Consider the following 16,828-nt stretch of genomic DNA (forward strand, 5'->3'; position numbering starts at 1 on the left):
GAGGGGGAGAGGGGAGGAGGCGGGTGAGCCCGGTGGGCTCCGCTAGCGCCGCGTCCCCACGAATGCGTCGACCATCGTGGCCGCCATCTGCGTCAGATGCTCGCTCATGAGGCGGCGCGCCTTGTCGGGGTCGCCGTCGCGGACGGCGGACAGCAGCCCGTGGTGGGCGGTCAGTTCCACCCCGGAGGTCAGACGGCGCTCCGCCTCCGGCATCAGCCGGTGCAGTCGCCGTACCTCGTCCAACTGGCCGCCGAGGATGGTGGCGGCCCGCCGGTTGCCGGTGACGGCGGCCAGCCGGGTGTGGAAGGCGCGAGCGGCGCGGAGCGGTTCGGCCGGGTCCGGGCCGGAGCGCTCCTGCTCGGCGTACAGGGCCGTGAGCCGGTCGAGATCGGACGGGCCGCGCCGGGTGGCGGCGGTGGCCGCCATCGCGGGTTCCAGCAGATGCCGGATCTCGAACACCTCGCGGATGTCCTCCAGATGGACCGGGCGCACCAGATAGCCCTTGCGGGGCATCACCGTGACCCAGTCCTCCTGTACCAGCAGCCGCAGCGCCTCCCGGACCGGCGTCTTGGACACGCCGTAGCGGGCCGCCAGCTCCGGTTCCAGGAGGAGCTGGCCGGGGGTGCAGCGGGCTTCGAGGATGTCGTCCTTGAGCCGCCGGTACACCTGCTCGGTGAGCGAGAGCCGGGGCGCGGGCGGCGCGTGCCCCGCCCCGGCCGGAAGGATGGACCGCCGTCCCTGCTCGCTCATCGGGTGCGCCGCCTCTCTCGGATACCGGAAAAATATCTGCGGTACGTGAGAGGGGTCAATGTGATCCTTGGGGGGTGGCGGTGGGGGTGCGGGTGCGGGGGCGCAGGCGCGGGGATCCAAGGGGCCGAGGGGCCGGTGGTCCGGTCGCCGGGGGGGCATTGTCAGTGGTGGCCCGTAGCGTTCTGGGCATGACGTCGAATCACCAGGCGTACGCCTACGCCCAGCCGTCCGCCGTGCGTACGACCGCGCGGGGGACCGCCCTCGGTCTGGAGACCTCCGGCGGGGTGACGCCCGCCGGACCCGTGGCCCGGCCGCGGTTCTACTCCGGGTTCCTGACCCGGCCCCCGGTGGCCGCGGCCGGACTGCTGGCCATCGCCGACGTGGCGGCCGCGCGCTACCACCGGCCCGAACTCGCCCGCCTGCGCGACCCGGTGGTCACCGCGCAGGGCGACCGGCTCCGGTTCGAGTCGTTCTCCGGCTGCGGCGGGGTCTACGCCCGCCTCGACGTCCTCGGTGACGGTCTCGACGGCGGCGAGATACGGCACGGCACGACCAATGTCGACGTCAACAACCCGCTCCGGGACGCCCTGGCCCGGATCGGCGGCGGTGATCCGCTGCATCTGCGGGTCGGGCCGGAGGAGTTGGCGGTCACCACCCTCGACGGGCCGGTGGTGGAGAAGAAGGTGCCGCTGCCGGAGCGCTGGCTGCGGGGGTTCGCCGAGACCCAGGTCTTCTCGGCCGCGTTCGATCTGCGGGCCGAACTGGGCGCCGCCGACACCCTCCGCTTCCTGCGCGGCCTGCCCCGCACCGGGCGCCCCGGCGCCGCTGTCCAGTGGCTGCTGCCGACCGGCCGCGCCCTGCGCCCCACCAGCCGCCCCGCCCCCGGTGCCGTCTGCCTCCCGGGCCCCTGGCGGCTCGCCACCCTGCACCGCGTCCTGCGCCACGCCACCGGCCTGCGCCTGTACGGTCCTCCCGCCGCCGCCGACAGTCCGCCGCTGGCCTCCGGGTGGGAGGTCCAACTGCCCGGTATGCGGCTCACCCTCGTCCTCTCACCCGCGGTGGTCCGCGGCTTCAGCGGCGAGGGCGCGGTCCTGGAGGCGCTGGCGGGCGACGAGACGGCCGCCGACGCCGAACTCGTCGCCGTCCTCCTCGCCTGGGAGCCGCGCATCGACCCCGCCGACCTCGCCGCCCGATCGGGCCTCACCCGCGACCGGGTCCGGGCCGCCCTCGTCCGGCTGGGCACGGCGGGCCGGGTCGGCTACGACACCGCCGAGGCCGCCTACTTCCACCGCGAACTGCCCTACGACACCGACCGCGCCGAGCGCCACAACCCGCGCCTGGTCGCCGCCCGCGCGCTGGTCGCCGAGGGCGCCGTCACCTTCCGCGAGGGGGCCGCGGGCACCGGCGGACCGGTCGCCGACGTCCGCTCCGGCGACCGGGTCCATCTGGTCCGGCCCGTTCCCGGCGGGCCCGCGCTGAGCTGCACCTGCCCCTGGTGGGCCGACCACCGGGGCGGGCGGGGCCCCTGCAAGCACGCCCTCGCCGTCCGTATCGCCCACCGCCGTGACAGCGCCTCCCTGGAGCACCGATGATCCGCCCGACCGACCTCTCGGCCGCTTCCGATCCCTCCGGCAGCTCTGCCGCTACCGGCCCTTCCGGTGGCTCAGCCGCCTCCGGCCGCTCGGCCCGTAGGGCCCGTTCCGCGCGTTCCGCCGGTTTCGGGCCTGCCGGGAGCCCCGCCAAGATCCAGCGGTTCCGCCACGAGGCCGGGAAGGACCCCTCCCTCGCGCTCCTCAGGGCCGTCGAGGCCGGGGCCCGCAACGAGGTCCCCGTCCTCCTCGCCGACCTCGACGACCGGGCCCGCCGCGCGCTGCTGCCCGAGCTGAAGCGGCTGCGCGAGGACGGCACCGTGACCAGCGACACCCGCCGGGCCGCGTACCTCGCCGCCGCGGGCTGCCACACCGGTGCCGTCGCCTGCGCCACCTGGCTCAGGCGCTCGTTCACCTATGAGCAGGACCCCTACCTGGTGAGTGCCGTACTCGTGGGCAGGCCCGCCGAGTTCCTCACCACGGTGGTGGAGCGCCTGGCCGCCCGCACCGACATGCGGCGCTGGGACTGGCAGCTCCTGCGCACCCTCGCCGACCTCGCGCACCACCCCCTGCCCCTCACCGAGGCCACCGGCGCCCAGTGGCAGGCCGAGGCGTACGAACGGCACTACACCCGCTGCGCGCACCGGCCCCGGCAGCGGCGGCGCGGCGAGAGCGCCGCCCCGCATCCCGACCTCAGCACCCCCTGCGGCGGGCTGCTCGCCGCGCTGCGCGAGGACCCGCTGACCCCGCGCATGCTGCCCCATCTCATCGACACCCCCGAACTGACCGGGCAGTTGGTGTGGGCCGCGTGCCAGCAGGGGGAGCACCTGGTCGACACCTGGCACGGCACCTACGCCGCGCTCGCCGCCGAAGGCGTCCTCGACCGCGCCGGCCTGATCGCGAGCACCCTCACGGTCCTGCTGCGCGGCACCTGGCCGCTGAACGGCGTCCGGTTCTGCGTCGCCCTGCTGCGCGCCCTGGACCTGACCGCCGACGAACGCGCCGCGCGCACCGCCGACTGGACGCGCATCGCCGCCGACGCCCCCTCCGTGGCCGCCGGATACGCCCAGGAGGTGCTGCGCGACCTCTGGGACACGGGCAGGCTGACCACGGTCCAGCTCGCCGAGACCGCCCGCGGGGTGTTCTTCCGCACCGAGAAGCAGCTCGTCCGCGCCCAGCTCTCCTGGGTGGAGGCCGCACTGCGGCGCGACCCGAAGGACACCGCCCCCGTTCTGCTGCCCACCCTGGGTGATGTCTTCGGCCACACCGACACCGCCCTCCAGCAGCGCGCCCTGCGCCTGGCCGGCCGTCACCTCCGCCACGCCGGACCCGCCGCCCGCGACGACCTCGCCGCCGCCGCCGTCCTGCTGCGCCCCGGTCTCCTCGCCACCGCCGCCGACCTGTTCGACGCCCCGGAACTCGTCCCTGACCGGCCCGGACCCGGCGCCCCCGCCCCGCACCGCGACACCCTGCCCGAACCCCGGACCCCCGCCCCGCTGCCGCCCCCGCCGCACAGCGCCGAGGAGTTCGCCGCCGAGTTCGCCTCCGTCCTCACCGCCGAACTGCGTCAACGGGTCACCAGCGGCCCCTACGAATGGGCCCTGGACGGCGTCGTCCGGCTGGCCCACCAGGACCGCGAGGCCCTCGCCAAGGCCCTGGAACCGGTCGCGCAACGCCACTCCGGCTGGCTCGACGGGACCAACTGGCGGCTGTACGGCGGCTTCGGACTGCTCCCGCTGCTCGCCGCCGTCACCGGCCGGATCGACGCCTCCGACCTCCGCCGGGCCCGCCGCGCCACCGAGCACAAGAACTGCCCCCACACCCGCTTCAGCCACCCCTGGCGCCGCCGCCTCGCCGAGATCACCGCGCTCATCGTCACCGGCCCCGTCCCGCCCCTCCTCCTCGCCGCCCCGAGCCGCGACTCGGGCGCACTCGACCCCGACGACCTCCTCCACCGCCTCGACACCTATCGCGCCGAGGGCGCCGACCCCGCCCCCGCCGACTTCGACATCGCCCTGCTGCGGCTGCGCCGCCCCGCCGACCCGGCGGTCCATGCCACCCGCGCCCGCGCCCTGGGCACCCCCGCGGGCCGCCGCCTCGCCGACTGGCTGACCACCCCGCCCCCACCCGCGCCCGCCCCCGAGCGCACGGTCCTGCGCATCGACGACCACCAAACCCGCCCCCTGATGACCGACGCCCCCAGCCGCCCCCTCGCCAAGGCCCTCCCGGCGCTCCCCGGCATAGGCGACGGCCACCGCCCCGGCGACCGCTGGTGCGGCTGCCTCCACGGCTCCGCCCGGCACTGGATCTCCCTGCACCCCGACCGGCCCGACACCCTCGCCGTCCATCTCCTGCCGCTGCTGGCGAGTTCCGCCGTGTACACCGACCGCAACGAGACCGGGATTCTCCTCACCCTGGCCGAGGCACCCGGGCCGCCCGGCCCCGCCCTGCACCTCGCCCTCGCCTACGGACTGAGCGTCCGCCACACCGACGACCGCCTCGCGGTGGTCGACGCCGTCCTCACCCTCGCCGCCCGCGACACCCTCGACGCCGCCCGCCTGGGCGCCGACCTCGCCGCACTGCTCGCCCAGGGCGCGGTCAAGGCCAACCGGGTCGCCGACGGCCTCGCCACCCTGGTGTCCGCCGGTGCCCCCGTCACCGCCTGGTCCATCGGCGCCGCCCTGCTCCCGCCGCTGCTCACCGCCGACACCCCGCCCCCGCGCGGCACCGGCGACCTCCTCGCCGCCCTCGCCGGGGGAGCGGAGGCCGGCGGCGCCCGCCAGGAGGCGCCCTGGCTCGCCGGTCTCGCGGCCCGGCGCGGCTCCAGCCGACTGATCACCGAGGCCAGACGCCTGCACGAGGCACTCACCGGGTGACCGGAACGCCCACCGGGTGACCGGGCCACTCACTGGGTGAGCGGACTCCGGCCCCGCCCCGGGCACGGACTCAGTCCGGGTCGATCAGCTCGGCCCGGCTGAGATCCTCCAGTCCGACCGGGCGGGTCCCCTCGAACAGCACGGCGAGCCCATAGGGGTCACAGACGGGCAGCCGCCCCTCGAACCGCAGCAGCCAGGAGTCGTCGTGGAACACGAACTGCGGTGACTCCAGAGGGATGCCGGACACCTCGCCGTCCAGCAGCGGGGCGGCCTCCGCCGCGGTCAGCCCGAAGAACGCCGGATCCCCGCGCAGCGCCTCCCGCACGAAGCGCAGGGCGGCCACGAGGATGCCGTCCACCCCGGCGAGCACCTCGGCGATCAGCGCCAGATCGGCCCGGTCGAGATCGTCCGAGTGCTCCAGCAGGATCTGCGCGTCCACGGGGGCGTCGTAGAGAGCGCTGGTGGGCGGGTGATCGACGGTCCACATACGCAGTCCGGCGGGCGCCGGGCGGGGGGTCAGGCGTCCGATGCCGGGGCGGACGGGGCTCATGGACACGGGGGTTCCTCTCCGGGGGCGGGGCGCGTTGTCCGGTGCGGCCGGGCCAGGACAGTAAACCCGGGGGAGGGGGTGGGGTGGGGTGGTGCGCCGGGTGGACGCGGTGCACGCGGCCGTCACCCACACGGGTGAAGCCGGAGCTTTCGCACGCCGTCCGGGCGACCGGCATTGCCATGCTTTCCGGATTGTCGGATCAACGCGAGGGTGTGACGGTTGAGCGAGCTGAGCAGCACCGGCGCGGTTCCCGATCCCCCTGTCATCCCCATCATCCCCGTCACCCCTGCGGCTCCCGCCGCTGCCTCGGCCGTCCCGGCGCCGCGCGCGGTGCCCCGGCATGTCGCCTGTGTCATGGACGGCAACGGCCGCTGGGCCGCCCAGCGGGAACTGCCCCGCACCTCGGGTCATCGCGCGGCCGAGACGACCGTGATCGATGTGATCGAGGCGGCCCGCTCCGCCGGGGTGGAGTGGCTGAGCCTGTACGCGTTCTCCACCGAGAACTGGCGGCGCCCGGCCACCGAGGTGGACTACCTCATGCGCCTGGTGCGCCGGGTCGTCCGCAAACACGCCCCGCTGCTGCACGCGCGCGGGATCCGCTGCCGCTTCCTCGGGGTCGCCGACCCCCGCATTCCCGCCGCGCTCGCCCGGGACTTCACCGACCTCACGACCCTGACCGAGGGCAACCGGGGCATGACCCTGACCGTCGCCTTCGACCACGGGGGACGGCAGGACATCGTGGCGGCGGCCCGCTCGCTGATCCGGTCCGGGGTGACGGCCGAGGCGGTGGACGAGCGGGCGTTCGCCGCGCATCTGCCGTTCCCCGACACCCCGGACGTCGACCTGGTGATCCGCACCTCCGGTGAACAGCGCATCTCCAACTTCATGCTCTGGCAGGTCGCCTATGCCGAATGGGTCTTCCCTCCGGTCCTGTGGCCCGACTTCCGCGCACCGCACTTCCTCGAATGCCTCCACACCTACCGGCGCCGCGAACGCCGCTTCGGCGGCGTCCAGCCCGAACCGAACGGAGAACCGCGATCGTGACCACCGCAGACGACGACGGCTCGGGCAATCCCATGACCGAACGGCCGACCGGGACGCCCGACGACGAGGGCGGCGGGAGCGCCGGGGGCGCCGGGGTGTCCGGTGACGGGGGTCCGGGGGTACTCGGTCACGGGGCCGCGGGAGTGCCTGGCGGCGGGGGCACCAGGGCGTCCGATGCCGGGCGCGCGGGAGTGCCTGGAGGCGGGGCCGAGGGGGTTGCTGGCGGTGGGGGTACCGGGACCGGTGTGCTCGGCGGCGGGAGCACGGGGGCGCCCGGCGAAGGGGGCGCCCGGGTGCTCGATGGCGGGGCCGCGGGAGTGCCTGGAGGCGGGGCCGCAGGGGTGCCCGGCGGCTGCGGGGGTACCGGGACCGGTGGGTCCGGGGGCAGGAGCGCGGGGGCGCCTGGCGGCGGGGGCGCCGGGGTGCCCGGTGACGGGGCTCCGGGGGTGCCCGGCGGCGAGGGCACCAGGCCGCCCAGTGACGGGGGCGCGGGAGTACCCGGTGCCGACGCTGCGGGAGTGCCCGGCGGCGGGGGTACCGGGACCGGAGTGTCCGGGGGCGGGAGCACGGGAGTCCCCGGTGGCGGAGGCGCGGGGGCGCCCGGCGACGGGGGCCCGGGGTCACCCGGTGACAGCGGCGCGACCCCGGCTGCCGATCGGGGCGCGGACCCGCCCGCCGACCACGACGCACCCCCCGCTGGTCCTACTGCCCCCACCGCCCCCACCGGTCCTACCAGTCCGGCCAGTCAGGCCACCCCCACCAGTCCGGCCGGTCAGGCCACCCCCACGGGTCCGGCCGGCCACGCCACCCCCCTCTTCGGCCCCGGCGCCCGCTTCCACACGTTCCTCAACGACCCCCGCTGGGCCCTCGCCGTGCTGCGGGCGACCGTGCTGGAGGCGGCCCATCCGCAGATCGGCGCGGCCCTCGTCGACAACTCCACCTTCGTCGCCCACCCCTGGCGGCGGCTGCGGAACACCTTCATGAGTGTGCAGCGGCTGTTCGGCGCCGACGACCACATACGGCAGCGCGAGGCGGACCGCCTGAACCGGCTGCACTCCCGCCTCACCGGCACCGACGCCCGTGACCGGCCCTACGCCGGGACGGACCCCGCCGCACGGGCCTGGGTGGTGGCGACCCTGTTCGAGAGCGTCGTCACCATGTGCCGGCTCAGCGGCCAGCCCCTGGAACAGGACGCCATGGAGCGGCTGTACGCCGAGTTCCGTGCCTTCCACGCCACGATGGGCGACGCCCCCGGGCATCTGCCGGAGCAGCTCCAGGACTTCTGGCCGTACTTCGACCGGGTCGTGGCGGAGGAACTGGAGAACACGGAGGCCGCCCGCGTCATCCTCTACCGGCTCTTCGAGCATCTCCCCGCGCCGCCGGTGCTGAGCGGTGTGCCGACCCTGTGGGCGGCGGGCCGGGCGGTCGCCGGGCCGGTCATCGGGGCGATCACCGTCGCCTCGCTGCCCGAGGCGTTCCGGCGCCGGGCCGGACTGCCGGAGGTGCCGGGGGCGCAGACCCTGATGCAGAGCGCCTACCTCGCCGTCGGCATGGCCCGCTTCCTGCCCGAGAGCTGGCTGCGGACCGAGAACCTCGCCGAACTCCTCGACCCCTCGCCCGACAGCGACAGTGCCCCCGCCCGGACCGTCGCGGCGTTGCAGCACACCGCGCGCCGGGCCGCCGCCCTGCTGCGCCTGATGACCCCGCTCACCCCCGAACCGGAGCCCGCACCGGCACCGGCACCCACATCGGCACCGGCACCGGGACCCGCCCCGCAGAGCTGGGCGACCGACCCCGCCCCCCGTCGCGCGGCCGACGCCTTCTTCCGGGAGGTCCTCGACCAGACCGGCGACGGGTTCGTGGAGTGGCCCGACCTCGCCGCCATGGCCCGTGAACTCGCCACCCGCCTCGACCTGGACGAACCCCAGGAGACCCGGCTCTACCAGGCATTCGCCGACTGGTGGCGGGAACTCCAGAGCGCCCTGGACACCGACGGCGACGGCCGGGTCAGCGCCGAGGAGTACGCCGCCGCGGTCCCCTCCCTCGCCGGTCCGGCGCTGATCCGGGCCGCCGAGGTGCTCTTCGACGGCACGGACAAGGACGGCAGCGGGTCCATCGACGCCGACGAGTACCGCGCGCTCTTCCGCACCGCGTTCCACCGCGACCCGGCCGTCGCCGCCCGGACCACCTACACCCGGGCCGCGTTCGTGAAGGACTTCCTCTCCTTCATGTCCGGCCGCGCCCGCTCGACCCCCTATGACGCGGTGCTGGTGGACCCATAGCACCCATAGGACCCACAGAACCCACTGAACCCAGAGCACCCATAGGAGCCGTAGGACCCGTGGCGCCGGTCCTCACCTCACCGCAGAACCTCCCCCCGCAGCAGCGCGTGCGCCTGGAAGGCGATCCACAGTTCGGTGATGTCCGCGGTCTCGGCGAGTCGGCGGCCCGTCAGCTCCTCCACCCGCTGTACCCGGTACATCACCGTCTGCTTGTGGATGTTCAGCGCCGCCGCCGTGCGCTGCCACGAGCGGCGGTTGACCAGGAACGCCCGCAGCGTGCCGAGCAGCTCGGTGCCGTTGGCGCGGTCGTAGGCGGTGAGCGGGCCCAGGACCCGGTCGACGACCGCGCGGGCCTCGGCGTGGCTGCGCAGCACCGTGAACCCGGTCTCGTCGCCGTAGCGGACCAGGCCGCCCGCGGAGGTGCGGGCCAGGGCCAGCGACCACACCGCCTCGTCCCGGGCGTCGGAGATCCGCTCCAGGGCACACCGGCCGCTCAGCCCGACCGGTGTGCCGGGCCCGAGCCGCTGGTGGACGGCGGCCACCTCGCCGGGGCGGTCGGCGAGCAGCGCCAGCAGCAGATCACTGCGGTTCAGGAGGAGATGCGGGACGCGCCGGCGGCTGAGCGCCAGATGCAGATCGCGCTGGTCGGCGACATCCTCCTGCGGCACCGCCAGCACCACCAGGTCCTCGGCGGGCAGCCGGTGCGCGGCCAGTTCCTCGCGGGCCGCGCCGGGGTCGACGCGGGCGTCGAGGAGCTGGGCCAGCAGTTCGGAGCCGAGGCGCCGCTCGTGCTCGCGGAGCATCCCCTGCCGGGCGGTCTCCACGGCCGCCGCGGTCGCCAGATGGTGCAGGAGGGAGGTGTCCCCGCCGGGCGGTTCGACGGCGACCAGGACGGTCGGCTCCTCGGCGGGGACCTCCACCGCGAGGACCGTCGTCCCCTCGGTGAAGGGCACGTGCAGGACGCCCGGGATCCGGCCGTCGTGGTCGTGGACGGCGGTGAGCAGGGCCTGGCGCAGCGCGGGCTCGGGGGCCTCGGCCGCCGGGTCCACCGGGTGGGCGGTGGCCGTGTCGAGCAGCAGCAGGCGGCAGCCCAGGTCACGGCCGAGCCGGGCGGTGGGGGAGTCGCCGGTGCGGTCGCCGAGGCTGTCGCGCAGGGCACCGTAGATCTTCTCGATCTGGCCGAAGCGGGCCGACGCCTCCCCGGTGTTGGCGTCGGCGACCGCGCGGGCCACCGCCACGAAGCTGACGGAGTACGCGGCGGTCAGCACCGCCAGCCCGTGCCGGTCGGCCGCCGCCGCGAGAGCGCCGGTCAGCGCGGGTGTCTCGGGGTCCTCGCCGATCAGGATGCCGCTCGCCCCGGCCACCGCGCAGCGCTCGACCAGCGCGGCCTGGGCGGCGCCGCTCACCGGGAGGGTGCAGCCGTTGCGCATCAGCAGTTCGCCGCCGGCCATCCAGTCCCAGGGGCTGTCCAGGTCGGAGGCGTGCGCCCAGGACACCGGACGGTCCAGGCCCGCCGCCCCCGCGAACAGGCTGAGCCGCAGATGGGGCAGGTCCAGCACGGTGTGAAGGGTGGTCGGCACAGGCGCTCCGCCCTCCGCCTCTCCGCCGTCCGCCACGCCCTCCGGGGGTGTGTGACGCCGACGCGCGTTTGTAACTTCGATGCAATCCTGTTGTGTGATCGCTCAAAGAGCAAGTGGCGATTGTGGTGATCGCTCGGTAGATCTGGAAGTACCGGCGACGCAGACTCCCAGCACGTCCGCTTCACCTCCGCCTCGTGCGGGGCGGACGGTGCCTCATCGCCACCCCGGCAGGGGGCCAGGTAAGGAGCGGCGCATGTCGAATCCTCCAGTCGCGTCACACTCAGCGGGCGCCGCCGGTTCCCCGGACGGCCCCGCCGGGGAGAGCCGGCTGAAACGCGGTTTCAGCTTCCGTTCGGCGTTCTCGCTGGCCTTCGCCGATGTCTCGCCGATCGTCGCCCTGTACGCGATCTTCACGCTCGGTCTGTTCTCGGCGGGCCCCGCGTTCTTCTGGGCCTTCCCGATCGTGCTCGCGGGTCAGCTCCTGATCGCCTGTGTCTTCGGCGAACTCGCCTCCCGCTGGCCCTACGCCGGCAGCGTCTACCAGTGGGCCCGCCATCTGCGCGGCGCCTCCTGGGGCTGGATCGCCGCCTGGGCCTACTCCTGGGGCCTGACCATCGCCCTGTCGACCCTCGCCTACGGCGCCGCGGGCTTCCTGCTCCCGGCGGCCGGTGTGGACGACCCGGGCAAGGGGGTCACCGCGGCGACCGCGATCGGCATCCTCGCGGTGGGCAGCCTCGCCAACATGGTCGGCCGCCGGGTCCTGAAGATCATGGTCATCGCCAGCATCATCTGCGAGGTCATCGGCTCGGTCGGGCTCAGCACCGTGCTGCTGATCTTCCACCGGGTCAACCCCGTCGACGTCCTCTTCGACGGCTTCGGCACCCAGGGCCTGGGCTCCTGGGTCGCCGGACCCCTGCTGGTGGCCATGGCGTACGTCGGCTGGTCCTTCGTCGGGTTCGAGGCGGCCGGGTCCATCGCCGAGGAGGTCGAGGAGCCGGAGCGCAATGTGCCCAAGGCGATCATCCTGTCGCTGCTGTGCGTCGCCGCGATCGTGATGTACTCCAGCATCGCCGTCATCCTCGCCATCCCCGACCTGGACGGCGTCATGGCCGCGAAGACCGGCGACCCGGTCACCGACACCCTGGTCAGCGCCTTCGGCTCCGGGGTCGCCCGGCCGCTGCTGATCATGTTCGTGATCGGCTTCCTGTCCAGCTTCCTCGCCGTCCAGGCCGCCGTCACCCGCTGCCTGTGGGGCTCGGCCCGGGACAACGCCCTGCCCGGGTCGAAGTTCCTGGTCAAGCTCGCGGGGCCCGAGCGGCTGCCGGTGAACGCCATCGCCCTCACCGGGGTCGTCGCCGCGATCCTCGTCCTGCTCGCCGGGTCCGACCTCTACCGGGTGCTGGTCAACTTCACCACCATGGGCTTCCAGATCGCCTTCGCCGTCCCGGTGATCGCCGCGCTCATCGCCCGTCTCACCGGCAAGTGGAAGCCGGGCGCCTTCAGCCTCGGCCGCTGGGGGCTGCCGGTCACCCTGCTCGCGGCCCTGTGGGCGGTCGCCCAGACGGTGAACATCGCCTGGCCGCGCGCGTCCATGGGCGACACCTGGTACCTGCGCTGGAGCATGATCCTCACGACCGGCCTGCTGGCCGTCGCCGGAACCGTGATCTACGCGGTCGTACGGCGCCGGATCAAGCCGCCGCTGGCCGTCCGCCTCGCGGCGGAGGAGGAGCGTCCCGTCCCGGCCGCCGCCCCCGACACGGGCCCCTAGGGGCGGGTCCGGCGGATCTCCGCCGGAGTCACCCGCCCCCCACTCCTCCCCTCCAGAAGGCAGGATCATGAAGCACCCCCGGGTCGCCGTGGTCACCGGTGCCGGAAGCGGTATCGGTGCCCGGATCGTTCAGGAACTGCACACCTACGGCTGGCGGGTGGCCGGGATCGACCGGCAGCCCGTGGTGGACGACGCCCTCGCCCTGTCCCTGGTCGCCGATGTCGCGGACGGCGAGAAGGTCCGGCAGGCCGTCGACCATGTCCACCGGGCGCTCGGCCCGGTCGAAGGGCTGGTCACCGCCGCCGGGCACTACGCCGCCGCCCCCGTCTCCACCCTCACCCCCGAGGAGTGGCACCGCATGCTCCGGGTGCACCTCGGCGGCCTCTTCCACACCGCCCGCGCCGTCCTGCCCTCGATGATCGAGCGCGGCGGCGGCAGCGTCGTCGCCATCTCCTCCGAACTCGCCCTCGGCGGCGGTGACGGCGAGGCCCACTACGCCGCCGCCAAGGGGGCCGTCATCGGCCTGGTGCGCAGCCTCGCCGTCGAACTGGCCCCGCGGAACATCCGGGTGAACTCGGTGGCCCCCGGCCCCACCGACACCCCGCTGCTCGCCGCCGACTCGCCCTGGCGCGACCCCGCCTATCTGGCCACCCTGCCCACCCGGCGGCTCGCCCGCCCCGACGAGATCGCCGCCACCGCCCGCTATCTCCTCCAGGACGCCACCTTCTGCACCGGGGAAGTCGTCTCACCCAACTCCGGAGCCGTGATCTGATGCCCGCCCCGACGCCCTCGAACTCCCCGACGCCCTCAACGCCCTCGAAATCCGCGAACCCCCCGAACCCCCCGACCTCCCCGAAGCCCCCCGACCTGTCCGCGACCCGCTCGCCCTTCGCCCTCGTCACCGGCGCTACCCAGGGCATCGGCCGGGCCATCGCCCTGCGGCTGGCCGCCGACGGCGCCCGGGTCGCCGTCGGCGGGCCCGCGCCGGGCCCCGATCTGGACGCCGTCGCCCGCACCGCCGGCGGGGTCCCCGCGCCCGCCGACGTCCGCGACCGGGAGCAGGTGCGCGCCCTGGTCGAGCGGTTGCGGCACACCGTCGGCGACCCCGATGTCCTGGTCTGCAACGCCGCCTACATGACCATGGGCGGCTTCCTCGACCACGACGAGGACGACTGGTGGCGGATCGTCGACACCAATCTCGGCGGCACCTTCCATCTCGTCCAGGCGGTGCTGCCGGGCATGCGGCGCCTGGGGCGGGGCCGGATCGTCGTCATCTCCTCCGAGTGGGGGGTGACCGGCTGGCCGCACGCCACCGCCTACGCCGCCTCCAAGGCCGGACTGATCGCCCTCGTCAAGAGCCTCGGCCGGGAACTCGCCCCGGAGAACATCCTCGTCAACGCCGTCGCCCCCGGTGTCACCGACACCCCCCAACTGGCCGTCGACGCCGCCGACGCCGGGATGACGCTGGACGAGACCCACCGGCACTACGCCGCCGGAATCCCGCTGGGCCGGATCGGCCGCCCCGAGGAGATCGCCTCGGCGGTCGCCCATCTCACCGACTTCTCCCATGGCTCGCTCACGGGCCAGACCCTTCAGATCAACGGAGGCAGCACCCGATGCCGAGCCTGAGCCCCGACGCCCGCACCGAGCCGGACTCCGACGTGGACGGTTCCCGCAGCGCTCCGGTCGGCCCCGTCGACGGACAGATCAGCCCGCGCTACGCCGGACTGACCACCTTCGCCCGGCTCCCGCGCATCGAGGACGTGCCCCGCTACGACGTGGCCGTCGCCGGGGTCCCGTTCGACGCCGGGGTCACCTACCGGCCCGGCGCCCGCTTCGGCCCCGGCGCGATCCGGGAGGCGTCCCGGCTGCTGCGCCCCTACAACCCCCGGCTGGACGTGCTGCCGTTCCGCGCCCAGCAGGTGGTGGACGCGGGCGATCTGCCCTGCAACCCCTTCGACATCGCGCAGGCCGCACGGGAGATCGAGGCCGCCGCCCACGCCCTGATCCGCGACGGGGCGCGACTGATCGCCCTGGGCGGAGACCACACCATCGCCTACCCCCTGCTCAAGGCCGTGCACCGCGTCCACGGCCCGGTCGCCCTGGTCCACTTCGACGCCCATCTCGACACCTGGGACACCTACTTCGACGCCCCTCTCACCCACGGCACGCCTTTCCGGCGGGCGGCCGAGGAGGGTCTCTTCCGCCCCGGCGCCAGCGCCCATGTCGGCATCCGGGGCTCGCTCTACGGCCCGGACGACCTCACCTCCGACGCCGAACTCGGCTTCACCGTCATCCACAGCGCCGACTTCGAGACCCGTACCGTCGCCGAGGTGGTGGACCGGCTCCGGGCGACCATCGGGGACGCCCCGCTGTATCTGTCGGTGGACATCGACGTACTGGACCCGGCCCACGCCCCCGCCACCGGCACACCCGAGGCCGGGGGACTGACCAGCCGGGAACTGCTCGGCGTCGTGCGCGGACTGAAGGGCCTCAACCTGGTCGGCGCCGATGTCGTGGAGGTCGCCCCGGCCTACGACCACGCCGACATCACCAGCGTCGCCGCCGCCAACCTCGCCTATGAGTATGTGTCGCTGTGCGCGGGGACGCCCCGATGACCTCACCGACCCGCCCCGCAGACCCGGTCCGCTGGCCCGACGGCCACCGCGCCGCCGCCGCCCTCACCTTCGACCTCGACGCCGAGGCCGCCGTCCTGTACGCACACCCCTTCGCCCGGCACCGCATGTCCGTGATGTCCCACCAGTCGTACGGCCCCCTCGCCGGGGTGCCCCGGCTGCTGGGGATCCTCGAACGGCACGCCGTCCGCGCCACGTTCTGCGTGCCGGGCTGGACGGCGCTGCGCTATCCGGACGTGGTGCGGTCCATCGCGGCGGCCGGGCACGAGATCGCCCACCACGGGTATCTCCACGAGCCGCTGTCGGACGCGGACGCGGAGGCGGAGGCCGCGTACCTGGACCGGGGCCTGGCGGCCCTGGAGTCGGTGACCGGGATCCGCCCGGTGGGCTACCGGGCCCCGATGTGGGAACTCACCTACCGCAGCCCCGGCCTGCTCGCCGAGCGCGGCTTCCTCTACGACTCCAGCCTCATGGACGCGGACGTCCCCTACGAACTGGCCGTGGAACACGGCACGTCGATCGTGGAGATCCCCGTGCAGTGGGCGCTGGACGACTGGGAGCAGTACTGCTACCTCCCCGGAATCTCCGGCACCGGACTGATCGAGAGCCCCGCCAAGGTGCTGGAGATGTGGACCCTGGAGTTCCAGGCGCTGCACCGCGAGGGCGGCTGCTTCGTCCTGACGAACCATCCCTTCCTCAGCGGCCGTCCGTCCCGCGCCGCCGCGCTGGAGACCCTGATCGAGCGGATCACCGCGACCGGCGACACCTGGATCGCCCCGCTCGCCGACATCGCCCGCCATGTCCGCTCCCTCGGCCTCACCCCCCGGATCCTCACCCCGCCGGACCCGGCGGCCTGACGCCCCGCCCCGTCCGGGGGCGTCAGTCGAACCAGTCGGGGTCGGCGGCCAGGATCAGCTCCTTGAGCAGCGCCCGGTCCCCGAACGCCCGGTGCAGCAGCGCCCCCAGGCGGCCGAGGGCGTCGGGGTCCTCGCCGTAGGCGACGAACATCCCCGCCTCGCAGTCGTACCCGAACCGGCCCGCCAGTTCCGGGGCGCGCTCGCGCACCGCGGATCTGGCGACGCCCTCCCAGCCGTACCCGCCCGCCTCGTGCCCGCACTCGGCGAAGACGTCCTCCACCGCCCCCATGTGGCTGTCGCCGAGCATCAGGCAGTAGGAGCCGGGCCGGTGGTCGTACTCGAAGAGCACCAGGGGGGCGTAGGTCTCGCGATCAGTCATGGGTCCGACTCTACGAGCCGGCACTGACATCGGGGTCGCTGTACCGGTCCGCGTACTCGGCCGTCGGCGCGATGGGGCTGATGACGTCGACGAGGACACCGCTGGGGTCGGCGACGATGAAGTGCCGCTGGCCGAAGTCCTCGTCGCGCAGGGCGAGCAGCGGGGTGAGTCCCTCGCGGACCACGAGCCGCTCCCACTCGGCGTCCACATCGGTCACCTCGACGTTGAGCAGCAGGCCCCGCGCGGGGTGGCGGTGGCCCTCGGGGATCGTGGGGTGGGTGTGGTCGAGGAGGGCGAGTTCGTGGGTGCCCCGGCGGAGGCTGATGTACCAGTCCGCCTCGAAGGTCGTCTCGAAGCCCAGCAGCCGGGTGTAGAAGTCGTGCGACTCCTTGAGCCGGGCGGTGCCGATCACGGGATAGAAGCTGGTCAGGCGGGCGGGCGTGGTGGTGGGCGCGGTCATGGCGGTTCCCTTTCGCATACCGTCGGTATGCGAAGGAAGGTATTGGCATACCTGCGG

General features: G+C 74.5%; 14 protein-coding genes. 9 read left to right on the forward strand and 5 right to left on the reverse strand.

What is annotated here, in order from left to right:
* Positions 1 to 42: 42 nt before the first annotated feature.
* On the reverse strand, positions 43 to 750 hold the full coding sequence (locus tag AB0O01_RS10530) for a GntR family transcriptional regulator (protein WP_365312098.1): 708 nt from the start codon (positions 748 to 750) through the stop codon (positions 43 to 45).
* 188 nt (positions 751 to 938) lie between these two features.
* Between AB0O01_RS10530 and AB0O01_RS10535 the strand changes: the two genes are divergently transcribed.
* Both AB0O01_RS10535 and AB0O01_RS10540 read left to right on the forward strand, forming a co-directional pair.
* Positions 939 to 2,342: an SWIM zinc finger family protein gene (locus tag AB0O01_RS10535; protein WP_365312099.1), complete on the forward strand. Its 1,404-nt coding sequence runs from the start codon at positions 939 to 941 to the stop codon at positions 2,340 to 2,342.
* On the forward strand, positions 2,339 to 5,215 hold the full coding sequence (locus tag AB0O01_RS10540; protein WP_365312100.1) for a DUF6493 family protein: 2,877 nt from the start codon (positions 2,339 to 2,341) through the stop codon (positions 5,213 to 5,215). Before AB0O01_RS10535 ends, AB0O01_RS10540 begins: the two co-directional genes overlap by 4 nt.
* A gap of 70 nt (positions 5,216 to 5,285) precedes the next feature.
* Here AB0O01_RS10540 and AB0O01_RS10545 read toward each other — a convergent pair whose 3' ends face one another.
* Entirely contained in the window at positions 5,286 to 5,771 is a 486-nt protein-coding gene (locus tag AB0O01_RS10545) for a hypothetical protein (protein WP_365312101.1), read from the reverse strand.
* Between the two features lie 267 nt (positions 5,772 to 6,038).
* On the opposite strand from AB0O01_RS10545, the gene uppS reads away from it, so the two are divergent.
* Complete coding sequence (gene uppS / locus AB0O01_RS10550) at positions 6,039 to 6,809, forward strand: polyprenyl diphosphate synthase (RefSeq protein ID WP_365312446.1); 771 nt, start codon at positions 6,039 to 6,041, stop codon at positions 6,807 to 6,809.
* Between the two features lie 548 nt (positions 6,810 to 7,357).
* Entirely contained in the window at positions 7,358 to 9,091 is a 1,734-nt protein-coding gene (locus AB0O01_RS10555) for an oxygenase MpaB family protein (protein ID WP_365312102.1), read from the forward strand.
* Between the two features lie 77 nt (positions 9,092 to 9,168).
* Here the strand turns inward: AB0O01_RS10555 and AB0O01_RS10560 are convergent, their stop codons facing one another.
* Positions 9,169 to 10,671, reverse strand: a complete 1,503-nt coding sequence (locus AB0O01_RS10560; RefSeq protein ID WP_365312103.1) for a PucR family transcriptional regulator — start codon at positions 10,669 to 10,671, stop codon at positions 9,169 to 9,171.
* A gap of 253 nt (positions 10,672 to 10,924) precedes the next feature.
* Between AB0O01_RS10560 and AB0O01_RS10565 the strand changes: the two genes are divergently transcribed.
* From AB0O01_RS10565 to AB0O01_RS10585, 5 genes are all read left to right on the forward strand, one after another.
* Positions 10,925 to 12,439, forward strand: coding sequence for an amino acid permease (locus AB0O01_RS10565; RefSeq protein ID WP_365312104.1), 1,515 nt, complete (start codon positions 10,925 to 10,927; stop codon positions 12,437 to 12,439).
* A gap of 67 nt (positions 12,440 to 12,506) precedes the next feature.
* Positions 12,507 to 13,211: an SDR family oxidoreductase gene (locus AB0O01_RS10570; RefSeq protein ID WP_365312105.1), complete on the forward strand. Its 705-nt coding sequence runs from the start codon at positions 12,507 to 12,509 to the stop codon at positions 13,209 to 13,211.
* Positions 13,211 to 14,068 carry an SDR family NAD(P)-dependent oxidoreductase gene (locus tag AB0O01_RS10575; RefSeq protein WP_365312106.1) on the forward strand — a complete coding sequence of 286 codons (858 nt, stop codon included), beginning with the start codon at positions 13,211 to 13,213 and terminating at the stop codon, positions 14,066 to 14,068. The genes AB0O01_RS10570 and AB0O01_RS10575 overlap by 1 nt, the downstream gene beginning before the upstream one ends.
* Positions 14,056 to 15,057, forward strand: a complete 1,002-nt coding sequence (gene speB / locus AB0O01_RS10580) for an agmatinase (RefSeq protein WP_365312107.1) — start codon at positions 14,056 to 14,058, stop codon at positions 15,055 to 15,057. The genes AB0O01_RS10575 and speB overlap by 13 nt, the downstream gene beginning before the upstream one ends.
* A complete protein-coding gene (locus AB0O01_RS10585) occupies positions 15,054 to 15,932 on the forward strand; it encodes a polysaccharide deacetylase (protein WP_365312108.1) in 879 nt (292 codons plus the stop codon). Before speB ends, AB0O01_RS10585 begins: the two co-directional genes overlap by 4 nt.
* A gap of 22 nt (positions 15,933 to 15,954) precedes the next feature.
* Here the strand turns inward: AB0O01_RS10585 and AB0O01_RS10590 are convergent, their stop codons facing one another.
* Both AB0O01_RS10590 and AB0O01_RS10595 read right to left on the reverse strand, forming a co-directional pair.
* Positions 15,955 to 16,311, reverse strand: coding sequence for an immunity 51 family protein (locus AB0O01_RS10590; protein WP_365312109.1), 357 nt, complete (start codon positions 16,309 to 16,311; stop codon positions 15,955 to 15,957).
* A 10-nt stretch (positions 16,312 to 16,321) separates the two neighbouring features.
* Positions 16,322 to 16,771, reverse strand: coding sequence for a VOC family protein (locus tag AB0O01_RS10595; protein WP_365312110.1), 450 nt, complete (start codon positions 16,769 to 16,771; stop codon positions 16,322 to 16,324).
* Between the last annotated feature and the right edge of the window lie 57 nt (positions 16,772 to 16,828).

The organism is Streptomyces sp. NPDC093252, from assembly GCF_040683675.1.
Taxonomy (GTDB): domain Bacteria; phylum Actinomycetota; class Actinomycetes; order Streptomycetales; family Streptomycetaceae; genus Streptomyces.

Coding starts and splice junctions, on each gene's coding strand:
- AB0O01_RS10530 (WP_365312098.1), bottom strand. CDS start 750: ATGAGCGAGCAGGGACGGCGGTCCATCCTTCCGGCCGGGGCGGGGCAC.
- AB0O01_RS10535 (WP_365312099.1), top strand. CDS start 939: ATGACGTCGAATCACCAGGCGTACGCCTACGCCCAGCCGTCCGCCGTG.
- AB0O01_RS10540 (WP_365312100.1), top strand. CDS start 2,339: ATGATCCGCCCGACCGACCTCTCGGCCGCTTCCGATCCCTCCGGCAGC.
- AB0O01_RS10565 (WP_365312104.1), top strand. CDS start 10,925: ATGTCGAATCCTCCAGTCGCGTCACACTCAGCGGGCGCCGCCGGTTCC.
- AB0O01_RS10570 (WP_365312105.1), top strand. CDS start 12,507: ATGAAGCACCCCCGGGTCGCCGTGGTCACCGGTGCCGGAAGCGGTATC.
- AB0O01_RS10575 (WP_365312106.1), top strand. CDS start 13,211: ATGCCCGCCCCGACGCCCTCGAACTCCCCGACGCCCTCAACGCCCTCG.
- speB (WP_365312107.1), top strand. CDS start 14,056: ATGCCGAGCCTGAGCCCCGACGCCCGCACCGAGCCGGACTCCGACGTG.
- AB0O01_RS10585 (WP_365312108.1), top strand. CDS start 15,054: ATGACCTCACCGACCCGCCCCGCAGACCCGGTCCGCTGGCCCGACGGC.
- AB0O01_RS10590 (WP_365312109.1), bottom strand. CDS start 16,311: ATGACTGATCGCGAGACCTACGCCCCCCTGGTGCTCTTCGAGTACGAC.
- AB0O01_RS10595 (WP_365312110.1), bottom strand. CDS start 16,771: ATGACCGCGCCCACCACCACGCCCGCCCGCCTGACCAGCTTCTATCCC.